This is a genomic window from Dactylosporangium darangshiense, from assembly GCF_039537565.1.
Taxonomy (GTDB): Bacteria; Actinomycetota; Actinomycetes; order Mycobacteriales; family Micromonosporaceae; genus Dactylosporangium; species Dactylosporangium darangshiense.
This window is the reverse complement of sequence record NZ_BAABAT010000034.1, coordinates 1-20,225: the sequence shown is the minus strand read 5'-3', so window position 1 is coordinate 20,225 and position 20,225 is coordinate 1. Positions and strand designations below refer to the sequence as shown.

The 20,225-nt window shown below is 69.5% G+C and carries 17 protein-coding genes; 10 read left to right on the top strand and 7 right to left on the bottom strand.

Annotated features, from left to right (window positions below; genetic code table 11):
* Positions 1 to 40 precede the first annotated feature (40 nt).
* Positions 41 to 751, top strand: coding sequence for a helix-turn-helix domain-containing protein (locus ABD901_RS41100; RefSeq protein ID WP_345136026.1), 711 nt, complete (start codon positions 41 to 43; stop codon positions 749 to 751).
* On the opposite strand, the gene ABD901_RS41095 is transcribed toward ABD901_RS41100, so the two are convergent.
* A complete protein-coding gene (locus ABD901_RS41095; RefSeq protein WP_345136024.1) occupies positions 733 to 1,311 on the bottom strand; it encodes a dihydrofolate reductase family protein in 579 nt (192 codons plus the stop codon). The two genes, ABD901_RS41100 and ABD901_RS41095, sit on opposite strands and share 19 nt — an antisense overlap.
* A gap of 333 nt (positions 1,312 to 1,644) precedes the next feature.
* Between ABD901_RS41095 and ABD901_RS41090 the strand changes: the two genes are divergently transcribed.
* From ABD901_RS41090 to ABD901_RS41075, 4 genes are all read left to right on the top strand, one after another.
* Positions 1,645 to 2,160: a SigE family RNA polymerase sigma factor gene (locus tag ABD901_RS41090; RefSeq protein ID WP_345136165.1), complete on the top strand. Its 516-nt coding sequence runs from the start codon at positions 1,645 to 1,647 to the stop codon at positions 2,158 to 2,160.
* On the top strand, positions 2,153 to 3,358 hold the full coding sequence (locus ABD901_RS41085) for a hypothetical protein (RefSeq protein ID WP_345136022.1): 1,206 nt from the start codon (positions 2,153 to 2,155) through the stop codon (positions 3,356 to 3,358). The genes ABD901_RS41090 and ABD901_RS41085 overlap by 8 nt, the downstream gene beginning before the upstream one ends.
* Positions 3,359 to 3,558: 200 nt before the next feature.
* The gene (locus tag ABD901_RS41080; protein WP_345136020.1) at positions 3,559 to 5,499 is read left to right on the top strand and encodes an Hsp70 family protein; all 1,941 of its coding nucleotides are present in this window, start codon (positions 3,559 to 3,561) and stop codon (positions 5,497 to 5,499) included.
* A gap of 116 nt (positions 5,500 to 5,615) precedes the next feature.
* Positions 5,616 to 6,581: an RNA polymerase sigma factor gene (locus ABD901_RS41075; RefSeq protein WP_345136018.1), complete on the top strand. Its 966-nt coding sequence runs from the start codon at positions 5,616 to 5,618 to the stop codon at positions 6,579 to 6,581.
* Between the two features lie 72 nt (positions 6,582 to 6,653).
* On the opposite strand, the gene ABD901_RS41070 is transcribed toward ABD901_RS41075, so the two are convergent.
* A complete protein-coding gene (locus ABD901_RS41070) occupies positions 6,654 to 7,067 on the bottom strand; it encodes a cupin domain-containing protein (RefSeq protein WP_345136016.1) in 414 nt (137 codons plus the stop codon).
* A gap of 301 nt (positions 7,068 to 7,368) precedes the next feature.
* On the opposite strand from ABD901_RS41070, the gene ABD901_RS41065 reads away from it, so the two are divergent.
* The 3 genes from ABD901_RS41065 to ABD901_RS41055 all read left to right on the top strand — a co-directional run bounded on the left by ABD901_RS41065 (position 7,369) and on the right by ABD901_RS41055 (position 11,567).
* A complete protein-coding gene (locus ABD901_RS41065) occupies positions 7,369 to 8,127 on the top strand; it encodes a GNAT family N-acetyltransferase (protein ID WP_345136014.1) in 759 nt (252 codons plus the stop codon).
* A gap of 326 nt (positions 8,128 to 8,453) precedes the next feature.
* A complete protein-coding gene (locus ABD901_RS41060; RefSeq protein WP_345136012.1) occupies positions 8,454 to 9,086 on the top strand; it encodes a hypothetical protein in 633 nt (210 codons plus the stop codon).
* An 84-nt stretch (positions 9,087 to 9,170) separates the two neighbouring features.
* Positions 9,171 to 11,567 (top strand): Hsp70 family protein, encoded by a 2,397-nt coding sequence (locus tag ABD901_RS41055; protein WP_345136010.1) that lies wholly within the window; start codon positions 9,171 to 9,173, stop codon positions 11,565 to 11,567.
* Here ABD901_RS41055 and ABD901_RS41050 read toward each other — a convergent pair.
* Entirely contained in the window at positions 11,564 to 12,262 is a 699-nt protein-coding gene (locus tag ABD901_RS41050) for a gamma-glutamyl-gamma-aminobutyrate hydrolase family protein (RefSeq protein WP_345136008.1), read from the bottom strand. The two genes, ABD901_RS41055 and ABD901_RS41050, sit on opposite strands and share 4 nt — an antisense overlap.
* Before the next feature lie 338 nt (positions 12,263 to 12,600).
* Between ABD901_RS41050 and ABD901_RS41045 the strand changes: the two genes are divergently transcribed.
* A complete protein-coding gene (locus ABD901_RS41045; protein ID WP_345136006.1) occupies positions 12,601 to 12,807 on the top strand; it encodes a hypothetical protein in 207 nt (68 codons plus the stop codon).
* Positions 12,808 to 13,342: 535 nt separating this feature from the next.
* On the opposite strand, the gene ABD901_RS41040 is transcribed toward ABD901_RS41045, so the two are convergent.
* Both ABD901_RS41040 and ABD901_RS41035 read right to left on the bottom strand, forming a co-directional pair.
* Complete coding sequence (locus tag ABD901_RS41040; protein ID WP_345136003.1) at positions 13,343 to 13,876, bottom strand: hypothetical protein; 534 nt, start codon at positions 13,874 to 13,876, stop codon at positions 13,343 to 13,345.
* Between the two features lie 397 nt (positions 13,877 to 14,273).
* Positions 14,274 to 14,735: a hypothetical protein gene (locus ABD901_RS41035; RefSeq protein WP_345136000.1), complete on the bottom strand. Its 462-nt coding sequence runs from the start codon at positions 14,733 to 14,735 to the stop codon at positions 14,274 to 14,276.
* Between the two features lie 697 nt (positions 14,736 to 15,432).
* Between ABD901_RS41035 and ABD901_RS41030 the strand changes: the two genes are divergently transcribed.
* Positions 15,433 to 15,978, top strand: a complete 546-nt coding sequence (locus tag ABD901_RS41030) for a tyrosine-type recombinase/integrase (RefSeq protein ID WP_345135998.1) — start codon at positions 15,433 to 15,435, stop codon at positions 15,976 to 15,978.
* A 281-nt stretch (positions 15,979 to 16,259) separates the two neighbouring features.
* Here ABD901_RS41030 and ABD901_RS41025 read toward each other — a convergent pair whose 3' ends face one another.
* Complete coding sequence (locus tag ABD901_RS41025; protein ID WP_345135996.1) at positions 16,260 to 16,616, bottom strand: hypothetical protein; 357 nt, start codon at positions 16,614 to 16,616, stop codon at positions 16,260 to 16,262.
* Positions 16,617 to 17,068: 452 nt separating this feature from the next.
* Positions 17,069 to 19,651: an Hsp70 family protein gene (locus ABD901_RS41020; RefSeq protein ID WP_345135994.1), complete on the bottom strand. Its 2,583-nt coding sequence runs from the start codon at positions 19,649 to 19,651 to the stop codon at positions 17,069 to 17,071.
* Between the last annotated feature and the right edge of the window lie 574 nt (positions 19,652 to 20,225).

Genomic DNA, 20,225 nt, shown 5'->3' with positions numbered 1-20,225 from the left:
CGGCACCACCACAGTGGCGAACTGTGCCTATCCTTCTCCCGTGGGACTGCGGTTCGAGACGCGCACGTCCGACTCGCCGTGGGTCGACACCGTGTGGACCTGTACGAGCGAGCAGGTCACGGAGATGACCTCCGTTGCAGCGGTGTGCTGGGGCCTGGTGTTCTGGGAGCGCGAGGGCACGGCCTACGCGGGCATTTCCGGACCCGAGACCAGGACCGGCACCGCGCCGGTGCCGGAGGGCGCGTCCTTCGTCGGCATCGAGTTCGCCGTGGGCACGTCGCTGCGGGCCGTGCCCACGCCGGCCCTGGTCGACGGGGGCGTCAACCTCCCCGACGCCACGCGTAGGACCTTTCGGCTGGACGGCATCCGCTGGGAGACGCCCGGCCCCGACGACGCTGAGGCTCTGGTCGACCGTCTCGTCCGCTCCGGAGCCGTGGTCCGTGACCCGCTCGTTACCGAGGTCCGCCGAGGCAACCGCCCGGCAGTCACGAGACGCACCGTCGAACGCCGGTTTCGAGCGGCGACCGGGCTCACGCAGGGCGCCGTATGGCGGATCGAACGTGCACGGAAGGCCTCGACGCTCCTCGCTGCCGGCGTCCCGGTCGCCGATGTCGTCTCCAGGCTTGAGTACTTCGACGAGCCGCACCTGGCCCATGCGCTGCGCCGGTACGTCGGGCGTACGGCGCGACAACTCCGCGAGGGTATCGGCGGTGCGATCGCCCTGGATCTGGATCAGCCGACGACGTCGTAGATCAGCTTGACGATGCCGTTCGGGTAGGCCGCGGACGCCCGGAGGCTCAGGACCTGCTTGTCCTTGTCGGCCTTGCTGAACAGGCTCTTGCCGGCCGCGAGCAGCACCGGGAAGACGAGAAGGTTGTACCGGTTGATCAGGCCTGCGTCCGACAGGCGCCGGGCGAGCTCCGCGCTCCCATGGATGAAGATTGCGCCACCCTCGCTCTTCTTGAGCTCGACGACGTCGTCGGTCGAGCGCAGGATCGTCGTCGGACCCCATCCCTCGACGAGGGCGTCGTCGGACAGCGTGGTCGAGACCACGTACTTCGGCAGTTCCTTGTAGGGAGCGTGGTCGTCCGAGTCGCGCCAGAGTGGCGCGAACACCTCGTAGCTCCGCCGGCCGAACATCAGCGCCGTCGTATCCTCGAGCTCCTCGCCCTTGAGCGAGAAGGCCTCGGGCAGGAACTCGACGTCCTTGACCACCCAGCCACCGCCGCGGTGCTCCTCGCCCGGCCCGCCGCCTGGGGAGTCCACAACGCCGTCGAGCGACATGAACCCGGTATAGACCAGATCACGCATGTGCCGTTCTCCTCACAGTCAGGCGACGAGGTCGCCGGCTAGATCGACGAGCGGGCCGCAACGCCACACCGACGAACCGCGGCCGGAGCGAGCCCGCCCATGCTAGGAAGCGGCCACCGCGGCCGTCTTGTACGCAAACGACGCCCGCGGCGTCGAGTGCCCGGAATGCGTCTGTGGCCGGTCATGGTCGGTCGGTGCGGAACTGTCGCCTGGGCGACAAAAGATTCACTGCAACCTCTTGTCGCGCTGTGGCGTGTTGTCGCCGTACGGCCGGTTGGTCGGTCGCTGATGGGGAGGAAGGGCAGTGTGAGCACCTTGCTTGACGGGGGCAGCGTGGAGTGTCCGTCGGACAGCGGACCGCCTGCCGGCGCTGGGGGGTTCGACGAGTTTTATGCGGCGTACTTCCGGCCGCTGACGGTGCAGTTGTTTGCCTATACCGGTGATATGGCTGCGGCGCAGGATGTGGTGCAGGAGGCGTTCTGTCGTGCGTTGGCGCGGTGGAAGCGTGTCGCCGAGTTGGGTGATCCGGCGGGTTGGGTGCGTCGGGTTGCGTGGAATTTGGCGACCAGCCGGTGGCGGCGGGCTCGTACGGCGATGGCGTTCGCGCGCCGGCATCGTGAGGAGCATGTGGCGGCGCCGAGCCCGGACCGGGTGGCGCTTGCGCAGGCGTTGTCGCGGTTGCCGGAGCAGCAGCGCCGGGCGGTGATTCTGCACTATCTCGCGGATCTGCCGATCAGTGATATTGCCCGCCAGGAGGGTGTCGCCGAAGGCACCGTCAAGTCCTGGCTTCATCGCGGGCGTACCGCGCTCGCTGTCCAGCTCACCGACAAGGAGTCCCGCCGTGCCTGATTTCGACAACGACGACCTGCTGTCCAGTGCTTTCGCCGAGTTCCGCGGCGAGGCGTCCTCCTATGTCAAGCCCGCCGGTACCGCTGCGGCACGCGCTACGGTGCAGCATCGGCGCAAGGTGCGGACTATCGCGGCGAGCGCGATCGCGGCGTTGGCGATTGCGACGCCGGTGGCGGCGTATGCGGCTGCCGGCAGCGACTCGAACGGGCCGCCGGCCACGCCGGAAGCCTCGACCAGCGCGGTCGAGACCCCGTCGCCGACGGCGCCGTCGACGGCGGCGAGCAGCACCGCCGCGGCGCCGGACGGGCGGATCAGCAAGGCCGATCTGGGTAATGCGACGCTGTCGATCCCGTCGTGGCCGAAGGGTTTCGATGCGGGCTGCCCGACGGGTCCGGTGAAGCTCAGCGGCGGTAAGGCGGGCAGCACCGGCAGTTTCAGGTTGGAGGGCGACCCGGTGTATGTCGACGTCGACCATGACGGGGCGCAGGAGACGGTGATGCTGTTGTCGTGCAGCCCGCAGGGGTCGGACTACAAGGTGCTCGTCTTCGACCGTGACACCGCCGGCGCGATCGTCACGCTGGGGCAGGTTGTCGGTAGTGCCGGTAGTGAGGGCCGGCAGGGTACCGACATTGAGACGATCTGGCAGGTGCAGGCCGGCGACGGCGGGCAGGTCAGGGTTGATGTGGGTGAGTACCGGCCGTGCTGTGACATGGCGCAGGCGTCGCAGCACCAGTGGCGTACCTACGGCTGGAACGGCACGGCGTTCGCGCAGACCGGTGGGCCGACCGCGTTCGGGCCGAACCCGAACATCACCGACGTGACCGTTGCCGCGGGCAAGTTGACGATGACCGCGACGGGCTCGGGTACGTGGGCCGGCACTCTCACGGTGACCGTGCACAACAACGCGCAGTTCGCCACGCCCGGCAAGCTGCGTATCGCGTTCGGGGTGCCTGACACGTGGACGGTTCAGGCGGTCTCGGGCTGCACGATCCAGCCGGACGAGCTGCCGGTGCCCTGCCTCAGCGGCAGCATCCCGGCGGGCGGCTCGAAGGTCTTCACCCTGAAGGTGACCGCGCCCGCCGCGCCGCAGCAGAGCGAAGGCAGCGTCTACTCGTCGGCGCAGGACGACCAGGGCCGCGGCTACCCGTTCCGCAACAACAACGTCGCCCCCGCGAAGTTCCAGATCGTCCAGGGCTGACACAACAGCACAAGCCCGGTTCCACGGTCGCCGACCGCGGAACCGGGCTTGTCCTGGGATGGACTCCCGTGAATGCGCGACACGCCATCTGCCAACTCCCGCGGATTGGACGGCAGCGTGGGCGCTTCGTAGGGTGAGGCGTGGACGCGGGACGATACCGGCTCGGCATCGACGTAGGTACATCCAACACGGTCGCTCTCGTGAGCGAGCCGTCCGGGCGGGTCGTACCGCTGCTGTTCGACTCCTCGCCGCTGCTGTCCTCGGCCGTGTACGCCGGGCCCGACGGCACCCTGCTCGTCGGCCTCGACGCGGAGCGCGCAGCGGCGGGCCACCCGGCCGGACTCGAGCGCAACCCCAAGCGGCGCATCGACGAGGGCTCGGTGTGGCTGGCCGACCGGGCGGTCGCCGTCGTCGACCTCATCGCCGCCCTGCTGGTCCGCATCGCCGGCGAGGCGCGGCGGGTGGCCGGGCGGGCGCCGGACGAGGTTGCGCTGACCCACCCGGCGACGTGGGGCCCGGTCCGCCTGGCCACGCTCGCCGACGCGGCCTCCCGTGCGGGCCTCGCTCCGGTGCGTTTCGTCCCGGAGCCGGTCGCCGCCGCGTCGTACTTCGCCGCCACTTCCGAGCGCCGGCTGCCGACCGGCCGCTGCCTCGTGGTGTACGACCTGGGTGCCGGCACGTTCGACGCGACCGTGCTGCGCGCCGAGGCGGACGGCTTCGCGACCCTCGCAACGGCGGGCCTGGACGACGTCGGCGGGCTCGACATCGACGCGGTCGTGGTCGCGCACGCCCGCGCACACACCGGGGCCGCCGCTGCCGAGTGGCGCCGGCTGGACTGGCCGCAGAACCCGGCCGACCAGCGCGCCCGTCAGCAGCTGTGGGCCGGCGCGAAGGCGGCGAAGGAACAGCTGTCGCGGCACCCGGCGGTGGACCTGCACGTGCCGCTCGTCGACGCGGAGGTGCGCCTGACCCGCGAGGAGTTCGACGCGCTGGCCCGCCCCCACCTCGACCGGACCGCAGCGCGGACCCTGGCGGTGTTGCAGGAGGCCGCGGTACCGCCGGAAATGGTCGGCGGCGTCTACCTCGTCGGCGGCTCGTCCCGGCTGCCGCTCGCGGCGACCGTGTTGCACCGGACGCTACGCATCGCGCCGACGGTGCTCGACCACCCGGAGCTGGTCGTGGCCGAGGGCGCGCTCTACGGCGGCACCCCCGACCCGGTCAGCCTCGCCATGCCGGTGAGCCCGGCGATCCCGGTCAGCCCGCCGATGCCCCCAGGGCCGGATTTCACGGTCAGCGCGCCGATCCCGACCAGCGTCACGCCGCCGACCGGCGAGCCCGCGGTCCCGGTCGCGACGGCGTACCCGGTCCAGGCGCCGCCACCGGCTCAGACACCGCCGCCGGTGCGGACGCCCGTACGTCAACCGGCAGTGCCCGACACCGGCGGCGGGCGGCGCGGCTCGACCACCGGCATCGCGGCAGGTTTCCTCGTGATCCTCGTCCTGGTGGCCATCGTCGTTTCCGCGGCCCAGCTGTTCGGCGACTCGGGCGGATCCGGCGCCGAATCCGGGCCGTCGTTCACCCCCGAGTGGTCCTGGTCCGCGTCGGGCACCCAGCGTCTCCACGACGATTTCGACAGCCGCGACCTGGCCAAAGCCTGGCACCCGGTCACCGGCGTCTGGAGCATCGGTGACAGCGCCATGACCGGCTTCGGCGACGTGGCCGGCTGGCCGACCGTCATGCTCGACCTGACGCTGCCGCCCGACGTTGTGGTGCACTACCGGACCAAGATGGGCAAAGACGGCGAATCGGACCTGCTGCTGCGGGGCGCCGACGGGCGGTACGTCCGCGTGTTCCTCGACGAGGCCAACAACAGCGTCGCCGTGGGCGACGGGCACCTCAACGGCCGCGGCGGCGCGGACGGCGGCGACCCCGTGACAACCGAACCCCACGAGATCTCGAACGCGACCTGGTACGACGTCACGGTCGAGGCGAAGGGCCGCCACTATTCGGTCACCGTGGACGGCTACGACCTCGTGAACTACGACGACGCGCGAGGCGCCCTGAGCCGGACCGGCGGCCTGGGCTTCGCCAGCAACGGGGCCGGGGTGACCTTCGACGACGTCACCGTCGTGGCGGTCTGAGGTGGCGCGGGTCACTTCGCGAGCCGGGCCGGGTAACCGGACATGACGGCAGCATCGGCCTGACCGCGGACATCAGCCCCCCGGCCGGTCCTGGGTGTGCCGCTAACGTTTCAGGAATGCTGTTGCGCTACCCGTTGTCCGGCGCCGACGCTCAGACGGAGCAGATGGTCCACGCGGCCCAACAGGGCGACCAACAGAGCCTCGCGCTGCTGCTCGAGCACCATTACGCGGGCATGCTCGCCGTGGCCATCCACCTCCTGGGCCACGGCCCCGACGCCGAGGACGCGTGCCAGGACGCCGCCATCACCGCGCTCGCCCGCATCGGCGAGCTGCGCGACGCCGGCGCCGTCCGTGCCTGGCTCCACGCGATCGTCCGCAACAACTGCCGGACGATCCTGCGCGCCCGCAAGCCCGTCCCGGTCGGCACAGCCGGTGAGGACCTGCACGCCTCCGAACTCGACGACCCGGTCGCGTACATCGAGCGCAGCGCCCAGCGCGACTGGATCTGGCACGGCCTGCGGCAACTGTCGCCGACCCTGCAGCCGGTGGCGATGCTGCGCTACTTCACCGAGAACAACTCCTACGAACACATCGCCGCGCTCTGCGGAGTGCCGGTCGGGACCGTACGCAGCCGGCTGAGCGAGGTGCGGCGGCAACTGACCATCACGCTTCCTCGCGTGCGTGACGACCGCCACCACGACGCCTCGACGCTGACCGCCGAGCGGCGTGAGGAAGCGGCCGCGATCCTGTCCGCGGTCGCCAACGGCGTGCCACAGCACAAGCTGGACCGACGCTGGGCCGCCGACATGGCCATGCGATGGCCCAGCGGCACCGTCTCGACCGGGTTGGGCTCGATCTTCGCCGCCATGGGCAGCGACTACAACAGCGGCGTGCGGTACCGGCTGGTCAACGTCGTGGCCGGGCCGGGCATCACGATCTGGGAGAACGAGTTCATCAACCCCCCGGAGGACCCCGACCACTGCCCACCGGCCGCCACCTGGCTGCTGCGCGAGAAGGCCGGCCTGGTGGGGGAGGTACGCCTCATCCACGCCGCCCGCCCGGGACAGCCGCGCGCCCGGTGACGCCTTGGTGTCCTGCCCGCGCGATCAGCTCGTTCGTCCTATGTGGACGCTGACCTTGGAACGATCGGCGACCTACGAGCCGCCCTCACGCCCGGGCTGGACCTGCCGCCAGGACGCGTCGTCTCCGGCCAAGCCGACGGTTTCGAACCGCTCGCTGACCGCCTTCAGCTGGTCACCCGTCGCGGTGGGGCCGAGTTCGCCCATCTCGAGGAACATCTCCTCGTTGCCGGAGGGTGAGCACACGAACAGCAGTTTGCCGCCCGTCGCGGTGGTGAAGGTGTGCTGGCTACCCTTCGGAATGACCACCATGTCGCCCGGCCCGCCGGAGAACGTTGCGTTGCCGACCCGGAACTCGTAGTCGCCGGCGAGTACATAAGCGATTTTGGCAAAGCCATTGTGCGCGTGCGGCGGGTTCTCGGTGATGACCGCGTGGTCGAAGGTGAAGACGCCGAGAGCGTCGGCAACATCCCGGCCCCTCAGCAGCACCTCCGGAACATGCGGACCGCCGAGGGCCACGCGTTGCCCCGCACCAGAGCGGACGACCCATCCGTCGCTACCCCAATTGCTCACAGTCTCTCCAACCTGTCGATCGCCATGCGACTCCGCGCCATCCGCGCGCTTCCCTCCGGCGGGAAGCGAGGACGCGGTCCATCAACTGGATGCGGCCCGCGGGCGAAGAGTTCGGTTGGCGGGGACCGAAACCGCGCCAAGGTCGCCTACCCGGGTCGCGACCGAGAATGTCGCCTCGGCAACCGAACTTTCGGGCCACGACCGCAGTCCTGGGGGTATGCAAACGAACTCGATCCACGACCTGCAGCCGCAACTGACCGCCAACCGGTCGTACTGGAGCGGCTGGGCCGGCAGCTCACCCGATACCGACCTGCCCATGTATCGCACCGAAATCCAGCAGCCCCTCCTCAACGGGGTGCTGCGGATCCGCAACAGGGGGCTGGACGAGGCGATCGCGGAGGCCAGGCAGCAGTTGGCCGGCACGCGATGGAGCTGGTGGGTCGGGGCAGACAGCGACGAGGGCACCGCCGAGGGCCTGCTCGCACGCGGGGCGGAGCTGACCGTCGACATGCCGGTCATGGCGGTCGACGTGGCCACCGTCACCAGCACGGTGCCGACGCCGTCCGGCCTGAAGATCCGCGTGGTCACCGACCGGGCCGAGATGTACGACTACGTGCGGGCATACGCCGAGCCGCTCGGATTCACCGACGGCGACCTCGACACGGTTGTGGACCGCGAGATGCGCCACGCCGACTCCAGCGTGGTCCGGCTCGCCGGCGTCGTCGACGGCAGGACCGTCGGCACCTGCACGCTGGCGCTCGCCACTGACAGGGGCGCTCTGTACTGCATCGCGACCGACCGGAACTACCGGCGACGGGCCATCGCGACCGCCCTCACGATGGAGGCCCTGCGAATCACCCGGGAGTCGGGCCGGCGCATCGCCACACTCCAGGCGAGCAGCGAGGGCGAGCCGGTGTACCGGCGCATCGGCTTCGAGACCGTGGGCCGTTACCGGCTCTTCCGCCTGCCCGAATGAACGGCGGCAACGACGGAAGCAAGAACCGCAGCATGCGGAGGTAGATAACCGCGACGGCGGCCGACCCTCGCGACGGCCGCCGTCGTCGAAGCCATGCCCGCCGCGACTGGTCGGTTCTTCCGACGGGCGTTGGCCACGTTGAAGGTGACACCCGTCGAGGTGGTCATGACCCGTCGGGGGCCCGTGGCCCGTCCACATCCCACATCGCGGAGCGCCGGAACAACCCACCCTTGAGGGTAGGCAAGAGGCCTGGATCGAGTAGGTGAGGCCGGCCCGAGCCGGCCCGAGCTAGCGTCTGAGCTGCTTGCGTTGGAAGGGATTTCGCCATGTCATCGACTGAAGCCCTGCTCGCCATCGTCCTGCTACTGCTGATCCTCGCCGGTGTCGCGGCTGCGGCGTACGGCCGATTCCACCGTTCGTCGCGTCGGCGTGGGCGGCGGCTCCGCGGCGTCAGCAGGACGGGCGGAGTCGCGATGCAAGACGGCAGCTCGATCGATCCGGCGGCGGCCAGCGCGGCACCACCGCCCTCCCAAGAGCCACCACCACCCACAGATGTCGATGCTGCAGGCGGCCCGGTCTATGCGGCACCCGCCGGCGGCGGCGTCTACGGGACGGACGACCCGGACGCGCAACAGCCGACCCACCAGCCAGGGGCGGCGTCTGACATGCGCTCGCAGTACCCCGCCATGCAGCAGCCGGGGATCTGGGACACCACGCAGTCCGAGGATTTCCGGCGGCGCTGGCACAAGGTGGAGAGCCGGTTCGTCCAGGACCCGCCGGGCAGCGTCACCGAGGCTCGGCAGTTGGTGGACGAGGCGGTGAAGGCCCTCGCCGAAAGCGTCCACAGCCGCGAAGAGCAGCTCGAGCGCGGCAGCGCGCCGGCGCCCGACAGCATCGCGGACATGCGCAACTCCGTGCTGCAGTACCACCGCCTGCTCGATCGGCTGTTGTCCGTCTGAGCTGCCAGCCGGGCGCGGCCGGATGATCGGTCATCGTCCGTTCCGCTGCTACCGTCCGGCGATGTTGATCCGTACGGTCGGCGCGTGACGATCACCGACGCGGTGCTCGGCATCGACCTCGGCACCTCGACGACCGTTGCGATGCTGGCCGGCAGTGACGGGCCTCCCCGGCCGCTGCTGTTCGACGCCTCCCCGCTGCTGCCCTCCGGCGTATTCGCGACGCCGGATGGCGGGCTGCTCACGGGCGCCGCCGCCGAGCGTGCCGCGATCGCCTACCCGGCCGGCTTCGAACCCACTCCGAAGCTGCGCATCGGTGAGCGGGCCGTGCTGCTCGGCGCGCGGGAGGTCCCGGTCGTCGACCTGATCACGACGGTGCTGCGCCGCGTCGCGAGCGAGGCGATCGACGTTGCCGGCGGGCTGCCGGCCACAGTGGTGCTCACCCACCCGGCGACGTGGTCGCCGGCGCGGTTGGCGGTCCTCGCCGAGAGCGCCGCCCGCGCCGGCCTGGGCAGCGTGCGGCTCGTCGCCGAGCCCCTGGCCGCCGCGGCGTATTGCAATCGGGTGCTCGGCAACCGCCTGCCGCCCGGCAAGTGCCTGGTGGTCTACGACCTCGGCGCCGGCACGTTCGACGTCAGCGCGGTGCGTTTCGACGGTACCGCCGACAAGGTGATCGCAGCGGCGAGCCTCGGCGACGCGGGCGGCCTTGACCTCGACGCGGCCGTGGTGGGCATGGCCCGCAACAGTTCCGGTACCGACCCGGCCGTGTGGCGCCGGCTGGACTGGCCCCAGTCGCCGGCCGACCAGGAGGCCCGGCAACAGCTGTGGCGGGCCGCAATGGCGGTCAAGGAGCACCTGTCCCGGCACGACACCGGCGACCTGCGGTTGCCACTCCTCGACGCGACCATCCACCTGAGCCGGACCGAGTTCGAGGCGCTCGCCGGCCCGTTCCTGGAGCGCACCGTCGACGTGACGCTGTCGACGCTGGCCCAGGCCCGGATCAGCCCGGAGACGGTGGGCGGCGTGCTCGTCGTCGGCGGTGGCGCCCGGGATCCGCTGGCCGCAACCCTGCTCCACCGTGCGATGCGGATTGCTCCGACCGTGGTGGACGCGCCCGAACTGGTGGTCGCCTCGGGCAGCCTGTACATCGCCGCCGCGCCCGCACAAGCAGCGGCTCATCCGCTGCCCGAGCCGCTGGTGCGGCCGGCCGCGTCCTCTGGCGCGGCGGATACGGCGCGTGCCGCCCTTGCCCTGGAACCGGACCGGCCGCCCGTACCGCCCGCCACACCCTACGACCCGTGGCGGGCCGCGCCCGGGACGCCGGTGGTGCCGTTCTCCTCGTCGCCTCCGACGTCCCCGCCGGCGCCGCCGCGCACGGCCCCCGTGGTCCCTCCGGCGGCGCCATCGATGCCGAGGTCCGCGCCGCCGGTGCGGTCACGGCGGCGGCGCCCCTTGGTGGCCACTGTCGCCGCCGTGGCCGTGCTCGCCGTCGCGGGCGGCGCCGGCGCCGTGCTCTGGCGAGCGTCGCACGACGGCCCGGTGCGGGGTCTCGAGCTGGTCGCCGAGATGGACAGCGACCGCGGTGACGTCTCGAGCCTCGCGTTCAGCCCGGACAGCAAACGGCTCGCGGCCGGCGGCATCGGCACCGTACGGCTGTGGAACGTGGCCAAGCCCGGTGCGGCGCAAACCCGGCTCACGGGCGAGCACGACAACGACGACGTCACCAGCGTGCGGTTCAGCCCGGACGGCCACGCGCTGATCGCCGGCGACCTCAACACGATCACCGAGGTGAACCTCGCCGACGCGAGCCGCGATCGCGTGCCGGTCAGCTTCAGCATGACCACCTTCAAGAACGTCGGGATTCCCGGCGGCGTCCACGACATCGTGTTCCGGCGTGACGGCTCCTTCGTCGCCGTCGGGTACGTCAGGGACGGCTACCTGTGCTTCGAGTCCGACCGGACGCGGGACACCTGGCTGGGGCTGTCGATCAAGGCGCAGGACGGCGCCAACGCGGCACACGCCGCGTTCGCCCCCGGCGGTGACCTTGTTGCCGCGGCCGACGGGGCGGAGGTGCGTATCTTCACGACCGCGAGCGGTGCGGCGGTCGGCGCTCCGATCGTCAACGACAAGCCGACGGCGCTGACGTTCAGTCCGGACGGCCGGACGTTGGCGGTGGCGATCTCATCGACGGAAGGCGCCCGCGTGAAGTTCGCGGACGTCAAGACGCTCGCGCCGCGCGGCGAGGCGCTGGCGGTCACGCCCGACGTCGTCCAGTCGATGGCATACAACGCCGACGGCACCCTCATCGCGACCGGTCTCGCGAACACCGACGTCATACTGTGGGACGCCGGCAGCGCCACGATCATCACCCGGCTGAACAAGCACCAGAGGGGTGTGCGCGCGGTCGCGTTCAGCCCCGACAGCAAGTGGCTGGCCACGGGCGACGGCGAGGGCACCGTCCGCCTGTGGCGGATCGAGCGCTAAGCCCGTCGCGTTGCGGCCATCGCCGTGGTGAATGCCCTCATCAACGTGGCGAGTTGCTCAGGATCGCCATCGGGGTCCTCGGGGTGCCATTGCACGCCGAGCGCCCAGCCTGCGGTGCCCTCAAAGGCCTCGACGATCCCGTCCGAGGCGGTCGCGCTGACCAGCAGGCCGGCACCGATGGCATCGACGGCCTGGTGGTGACCGGAGCGGACTTGCAGCTCCACAGGTCCGTAGATGCCGCCCAACAGTGTGCCCGGGATGATCTCGACGCTATGCGTTGTCATCGTTGAGTTGTCCGATTCAACGTTGTGCATCGTCCCGCGGCCCAAATCTTGGATCAGCGACCCGCCTGCGGCAACGTTGAGTATCTGCATGCCACGGCAGATTCCCAGAATCGGCAGACCGGAGTCGAGCGCGGCTCGGGCCAGTCCGAGCTCGAAGGCGTCGGCGGCGGCGTCGAGGCCGTAGAGGTTCTCCACCCGGCGCTGCTGTCCATAGGTGGCGGGATCCAGGTCGGCGCCGCCGAGGATGAGGACGCCGTCCGCGTCGCGCACCAGCTCCGCCGGATCGCCGGCCGGACGGGCAGCGTCAACGAAGCTGACCTCCGCCCCGGCTGCCTCTGCCGCCGAGGCCGCGTTCTTCGCCAGGGTGTGCAGGAACTGCCTGAGCCAGTCGGAGCTCTGTGCCGCATCCATCGAATAGGACGCTAGAAGCCGACCCCGGCACCTCGCGGCGGCCGCTGGGGAGGACTCTGATTGAGGCATGACGCTCCTTCGACCACGACCGGAAGCCGAAACCTACAGCATCCGACGTTCCTCGAGCATCGGGCCGATACGTCGTGGTGAGTGCGACCTATGCCAGGCACTGGGATCCGGGCACGCGGGAGGAGATCGGGCGCGAGGTTGGCGACGTGGCCGCCCTCGTCAGGTGAGGTTGTTGTCGAGTGCGTAGCGGGTGGCCGCGGTGCGGGTCCTCACTTCGATCTTGCGGTAGATGGAGCGGAGATGGGCCCCAACGGTGCGGCTGGGCGGTCGTGCACACCGACGACGAGTTTTGGCAAACGGTGACGCGCGTCGATCGCGCTGGCGGCAATCTGAAGGTGTGCTTCGATGATTTCCTTGAGATTCCGGCCGCGTGCTTCGTGGTGGAGGAGATTGCGCTGTCCGTCGTGGCGCACTGGATGGCCGCCGGGACGCTGCCGCCTGACGCGCCGTTCTCGGACGAACTGTTCGGTCTCTGAGCGATTGCGTTCCCGCGCGCTTGCCCTGCCGCGTGGGCGTCGGATGACGCCCGTCAAGCGCTCAAACGCAGTTGAACCCTGATGCCCGTGGGAGGATGACGCTGCAGGTCTTGAGGGGGTTGGGTGGAGCGAAGCTCCCCCAATGGGGAGCGAGCGCAGCGAGCGCGAAATACACGCGATCAACAACGGCAAGCGACCCCCGCCGCGAAGCAGGGGCCGCCGATTTGATCGCGTACGCCGCGTAGGACTTGAACCTACAACCGGCAGATTAAGAGGCACGACCGCAGCAACGGTCGGAGGGCTCAGTGCAGCGGCTGCGCGGTGAGCCGGTGTTGGCCACGGTCGTGATCGTGCGTGGCGGTTGCTGTCATCGCTGCTGTCGGCGCGACAGCTCAGCGCGTCGAATGAAGGGCAGCATCGGCAACCTGATGAACGATGCCACTGAGAGCGAGTACGGCGCCTGGGTGGACGTGGCCGGCGAGCGACCTGGTCCACCTCCTCGGGAACCGGGCCGCGGGCACTCCCACCGTGAAGGTCAAGGCAGCACCCAGTGTGGATGCCCGTTGTGGTCGACGTCCCGGCATACGTATGCCTTGCCGCTCGCGCTGTACCCGATCCAGCCCTCCTCCGCGACCTTGCAGAACGCACCAGGCGTGATGTAGCCCGAGTGGGTCGGCTGCCCTGCCGGGGGCGGCGCGGCCTTCGTGGTCGTCCGCACCGGCGGTGGCGGAGGAGGGGCTGCCTTCGTCGTGGTCTGCACCGGCGGCGGTGCCTGGGTGGTCGGCACCGGCGGTGCCTGGGTGGTCGGCACGGCCGTCGGCGACGGCGACTCCGACGGGGATGGCGATAGCGACTCGGTCGGCGTCTCCGGCTGCTGATCCGGCGTCGTCACCACAACGATGTTCGACCTGGGTGGTGCCGGTGACTTCGACGGCGTCGGCCCCACGATCGCGCCGAGCGCGACCGCGCCACCACAGCAGAGCACCAGCGTCGAGGTCAGCCCCAGCCCGACCGCCGACACGATTCGCTGCGGCTTCGACATCCGCGCCCACAGCTCCGGCAACCCCACGATGCGGTCCTCCCACAAAAGAGCAGGCGGACATCGTGACACCGATTGTCCTGCGCGAATATCGGCCGGATGGCGTACGCGCTCCGGGTGTGCTGACGACCTGCGAGAACGGCTCTCTGCCGGGGTATGACCCGTCACAAGCTGGGTCTAGCTCGGCCGCCAAACGGATTGCCGCCAATACGGATCGGAGCGGGCCAACCGCGTGCGGGTTAGGCGTCACCTGTTGTAGGAGCAATGGCGCGTTGCTGTCGTTCGACCCTGGACCAAGGGATTCCCGGCGATGGGGTTCAGTGCGGTCGATCTCGTTGCGCCGCAACGGTTGCGGGCCGGACTGGGTTGGACTCGGTCCGGTCGGTTGCTGTACTCGTTATCAGGAGGTGCGTGACACAACCCGGCGCTAGAGCGTGATCGTGGGGACTTTGCCGCCTGGACCGACGGCGAGCACCTCGGGAAGGCCCTCGCGCAACGCGTTGAGTTCGTCCGCTGTGATGCCGAGACGCAGCGTCAGTTCTCGGGGCCACTCAAATAGACGTTGGGCCTCGTCATCGAACGTAAGCACAAGACCCATGCCATCGAGGCTGACGGAGAGCAGACCGCCATACAGGGTTGCGTGACTGGTCATCATCGTCACCAGCTCCTCGACACCGTCGCCAGGCTGGAACTTGGTCGGTGGGCCGTCAACGATGCAGTAGCCCCAGTCGCGATCTTCCTCATCGGCAAGCTGAAACTCGATGTACCGTCTGCCCTCGGTGGAATCGGCGAACAAGGCGACCGCCAAGTAGGCAAGACCGGCCTCCTGCCTGGTGTAGCGGGTTACTGTCGACCGATAGACGTTCCAGACCACGGGCGCGACCTCCATGAGGGAAGACAACCCTACCCGCAGTCCTGCAGGGTGTAGTGGGCCCCAGAGCCCTCACTGCCTGTCGGTGACCGATGGTCGTCTTGCCGGAAGTGTCATCCGTGTCCTGATAACGATCTGTCGCGCAGGTCCTGAGACCCGACATATGTGACTAGGCGCGCGGTGGGGTCCAACACTTGCGGTCGCGTGGCGTTGCTCTTGCAGGTAAGACGTCCCTGTCATGCCTGCTCGTGCCTCTCATATGCCCCACCATCGAGAACGGCTGGGCTGTTGCCCGGCCCCCACAGACTTTCTAGATCACCGTGCCCTAGGCAGGCGACAAGCCGCGCCTCGTCCGCCGCGAGGAATAGCAGGAACCAGCATCCCGGCGCGTTGAGCCGCACTCGCCCGAGCCGTATGGGTAGATCGCCGTAGTCCGCCAACTGCTTGAGCCCGCCTCATATCCAACGGTGCTGACCCAGTCCTCCTGCATCAGAGCGTGTCTGAACCGGTAGGTCGACCGCATGCCGAACGCTGGCGCCTGCTTGTCCCACACTGTCACCTCGGCGTTGAGACGCAACGCAGCCTTGCAAGCCTCGCCAGCTGTACCGGCGTCGTCCAAGAGCGTCTCTACCTCAACCCGTCGCACGAGAGCCGATCCTCGCGCACCGGAAGCCGCCCGCTCAACGTCGACCTAACTCGACGGCAGCATCGGATCGTGCAAACGCTGCAGCGCGTGCGGGGCGAAGGTGTCGTCTACGGCCCACCGAGGTCGCGGAGTTCTCGGCGGTCCGTCACCTTGCCCAAGCTCGTTGTTGGGGCGCTCACTCGGCACCCGGCGGTGCAGCGGGCCGAGCGGGAAGCGGCGGGTGACGACTGGGAGCGAAACTGGCCTGGTGTTCACCACGGCCACCGGGGGGTACTTGAGGCGCGCAACCTCAGCACCACCTATGCCCGGCTGATCAAGCGGGCCGGAGTGCGCCCGATCCGGTTCCATGACCTGCGGCACATGTGCGCGACCCTGCTGCTGCGCGGTGGTGTGTCGCCTCGGGTGGTGATGGAGATCCTTGGTCACTCCCAGATCGCCGTCACGGTGAACACGTGCGGTCATGCGCTGCCAGTCGTGCAGCACGAGGCGGCCGGCCGGATGGATGACGCACCGGGGGAGATCGAGCCGGCGTGGCGTTCCTGCCCAGTGTCGCGCTTTGGCTCGGCACCGATTCGGTCTTCGAGCGCTCGCCCCTGCCGTGTGGACGTCAACTGATACCAGCCAAGCGCCCAACCCGCCGTCGAACCCTGATGGCCGTGGGATCGCAACGGTGCAGGTTTTGAGGGGGTGTGGGTGGAGCGGAGCTCCCCCGCCGCGAGCGAAGCGAGCTAATGAGACTGACTGGTACGCCGCGTAGGACTTGAACCTACAACCCGCAGATTAAGAGGCACGATCACGGTGGCGGTTGAGCGGGCGCCGCGCAGGCCCGTGTGTCTTGCCACGGTGGGGGTCGATGGTTGCTGTTCGGAGCGGTTGCTGTCGTCGTTGCTGTCGCCCTAGTCGTCAAGCCCCTGCACCTCCTCGTTCCACCGCCGCGGCTCCTCCGCAAGCTGTCGAACCTCGTCCGGCACGGGCTGCGGGAAGCGGGGCACCGCTTCGGCGATCTCCTCCGTCGCTTCCTCGCCGATGACCTGCCCGATGGCGTCCCAGACGATCATTCGCGCCCGGGAAAGCTGAGGGGCGACCAACCAGTCCTTCACGTACTGGTCGAGCATGCGTGCGTCGGCGTCACCACCCGGCTGCCGCGAGCCGATGCAGTCCAGCGAGATCACGACACTCTCAAGGACTCGGGCCAACTTGATCGCCTGTTCCAGAGGGATCGACACCACACGTTCATCAGCCTTGACGCCCATGCTCGCCCCTTCCGACACGGCTGGCGGGAACCCTACAGCCGGCCCCGGTGCAGGAACACCGCTTTAGGAGAGCGGTGCCTGTTCCCGTGGGTATTCAGGCGTTCACCTGGGCAAACTCGGTCTGGAGACCTCGTGCCTTGTGGCAGTTGGCCGCGTATTTACCGTCGGGGCGCTCGGACGTGACCGGTATTCGGATCCGTGGTCATTCGCAATATCGGCGATTCTATGTGCGCGCCTACCTGCGCCCCTGGTTGTCGACCCGACTCGGCGTGCAGTGCGCAGGGCTACCGCGAGCATGGCTCAGCCCCGGTCACCACTGTCCGGTCGGGCCGGCGCGCCGCTGTGGGGCCGTGCAGTGGTGCGACGGGAGGCTCCCGGCGGCTACCGGAACGCAGCTCAATCGGTCGGACGGAATGGCTCGGCACGATGTCGCCGAGGATTGTGCTGTCGTCTCACCTCCACAGTTTGGCCGTGCCGTCCCCGCTGCCGATGGCCAGGGTGCGCCCGTCGGGGCTGAACGCCCCGCCGAATGCGGCGCCGGTGGGAAGGGCGGCGGCGGGTGTGGGACGGGCCGGATCGGTGATGTTCCATAGCCTCGTGCCGTCCCCGCTGGCGGTGGCCAGGGTGCGCCCGTCGGGGCTGAACGCCACCCAGAGCACGCTGTTGGTGTGGCCGGTGAGGGTGGCGGCGGGTGTGGGGTGGGCCGGATCGGTGATGTTCCATAGCCTCGCCGTTTCGTCCTTGCTGGCGGTGGCCAGGGTGCGCCCGTCGGGGCTAAACGCCACCGAGACCACGATGTCGGTGTGGCCGGTGAGGGTGGCGGCGGGTGTGGGGTGGGCCGGATCGGTGATGTTCCATAGCCTGGCCGTGTTGTCCTCGCTGGCGGTGGCCAGGGTGCGCCCGTCGGGGCTGAATGCCACCGAGGGCACGCTGTTGGTGTGGCCGGTGAGGGTCGCGGCCGGTGTGGGGTGGGCCGGATCGGTGATGTTCCAGAGCCTGGCCGTGTTGTCCTGGCTGGCGGTGGCCAGGGTGCGCCCGTCGGGGCTGAACGCCACCGAGAACACGCTGTTGGTGTGGCCGGTGAGGGTGGCGGCGGGTGTGGGGTGGGCCGGATCGGTGATGTTCCAGAGCCTGGCCGTTTCGTCCTTGCTGGCGGTGGCCAGGGTGCGCCCGTCGGGGCTGAATGCCACCGAGGACACGATGTCGGTGTGGCCGGTGAGGGTCGCGGCGGGTGTGGGGTGGGCCGGATCAGTAATGTTCCAGAGCCTGGCCGTGTTGTCCTGGCCGGCGGTGGCCAGGGTGCGCCCGTCGGGGCTAAACGCCACCTCTGACAGCAGCCCGGTGCCGGTGCCGGTGAGGGTGGCGGTGAGTGTCCGGATGGACGCGCTCGAGCCGGGCGAGCCGGTGGGATGGGACGGGCTCGAAGGGCTGAAAGAAGCTGACGGTTGGGCGGAATTGCTCGGTGGACCGTCGACTGCTTCGGTGCCGTCGCCGGGGCGGGTCAGGAATGGAAGGCTGGCCAGGGCGAGGACAACGACGATGGCGATCAGGCCGACGGCAAGCCAGCGACGCGAGCGTAGCGGCCCGCGTCGGGGGAACCGTCCGGAGATGTCAGCGAGGACCAGTGGTGGCGTCGTAACGTCGAGACTGTCGATGCGGGGCGCCTGTGCGACCGCGGACGTATCGCCAGTCGCGGTGTCGTCGGGCAGCGGTGTCTCTGTCGTGGCCACGCCGCTATCGAGGTTTGCATCTTGCGATGGGTTGACGGTGATCTCCGCCGCGGCACCAGGCCGCGTCGTCCGATCGTCGAGGCTGTCCGCAGCCGGCGCCGTTGACACAACGGCCGCCTCCGGGGCAGGTGCCGCCGCAGGGGCGGTGATCGAAGGTTGGTGTGGGTGGTCGGCAGCGTCCCACGGTGGCTGGGTTTGGCGGGGGGCGGAGGCGGGGATTGTGCCGTTGTCGGGGTCCGTGGGGCTCGAGTGGACCGCGCCGTCGGCAACGACGAGTTGTGGTTCCTCGATGGCCGTGGCGGGTCGGCCTGACGCCCGATGCAGCATCGTGGCCACCAGCGGTGTGCGGGTAGCGCCGCCGACGAGGAACCAGCCAGCCACGCCGTCCGGCCGGACGCGGGCCTCCCGAACCGTTGCCAGCGTGGTCGCGATCGTCCTGTTCAGCACGTCGGTCGCGGCGTGTTCGAACTCTTCCCGGGTGAGGATGACGTCGCGCTGGGCCGCAGCCACGTAGATCGTCGCGGTCGACTCGCGGGTCAGTGTCTCCCGGGCCTCACGCGCGTCCTGCCATAACTGCAAGCGGTGGCGGCGCCCGTCCGCGTCCGTCGGGTCGTCGAGGGCCCGCCACGCCTGCGGCGCCGAGTCGGCCAGCACCGCTCCGACATGCGACACGACCAGTGCGTCCAGGTCGAGACCGCCGACGTCGTCGAACCCGCGGTAGGCCAACGTCTCGAATCCCTCGCCGGTTCGCTGCACGACGCTCACATCGAAGGTACCCGCACCAAGGTCGTAGACCACGACGTCCTGTCCCACGGCGACCCTGTTGCCCAGCACGGTGGTGAAGTAGGCGGCTGCTGCGACCGGCTCGGCCAGCAGCACCGGCGCTGGCAGCCCCGCCCGCTGTGCCGCGTCCATGAGCACCTTGCGCCGTGTCGGCCCCCACGCCACGGGGTGCGTGAGGGTGACCCGGTCGACCGGGCTGTCGGCGATCCTCCGGGCTTCGGTGCCCACCCGTTCCAGCACTGCCGCGACCAGATCGGTCACCGTGAAGACGCGGTCGCCGAGCAACACGTCAAGCTCATCGATACGACGTTTCGGGTTCGGCTCGAACCGGGCCGGATCGGCGCGGGCGGCCCGCTCCGCATCACGGCCAACCAACAGCCGGCCGTCCACTGTGGCGAACACCGCCGAAGGCAGCAACGGTGAACTGTCGAACAGCAACGGCCGGCTCCGCCCGTCCGGCCACCGCAGCACCGCGACCGTGTTGGACGTGCCGTAATCGATGCCCAGATGAAGATCCGCCACGCGCAGCAACAGTAGGGCCACTCAACCAACAAGACATCAGCCGAACCGGCGCTATTTGGGTTGCGCAACCATCGGAGGTGATAAACCTGCTTCCAGGCGGCAGCTAGGTCGCTCGGGCGGAACCAGACGCCGTTCGGCGCACTGCAGCCCGATCGGATCGAGAAGCCTTCAACCTTCGATTCCCGGCGATTGGGTCCAGTGCGGTCGGCCCCGTTGCGTTGCAACGACTACGGGTCGGACCAGGTTGGGCTCGGTCCGGTCGGTTGCTGTATTCCGCTGCTGTACATGCCGCTGGCGAGCCGCAGATTAAACGCAAGGGGGCCGTCGGAACTCTGACCAGTGCGCGTCATGCATGTGGCTATACGGTCGATTCTGCACGTCGATCCGGTCAGCTACGGTCGCTATTTGATCTTCCTCGTCGGCCGCATCCAATGGCCGATCCCCCCGAAATCTTGGAGGCAGACGTGCAGCCGTGTCCAACCTGCGGCGGCATGGGCGTTGATGCGAACGGCTACTGCTTGCATTGCCGCACCTATCGAGGGGTCCCACAGGGGCCGCAATCGCCGACGAGCGG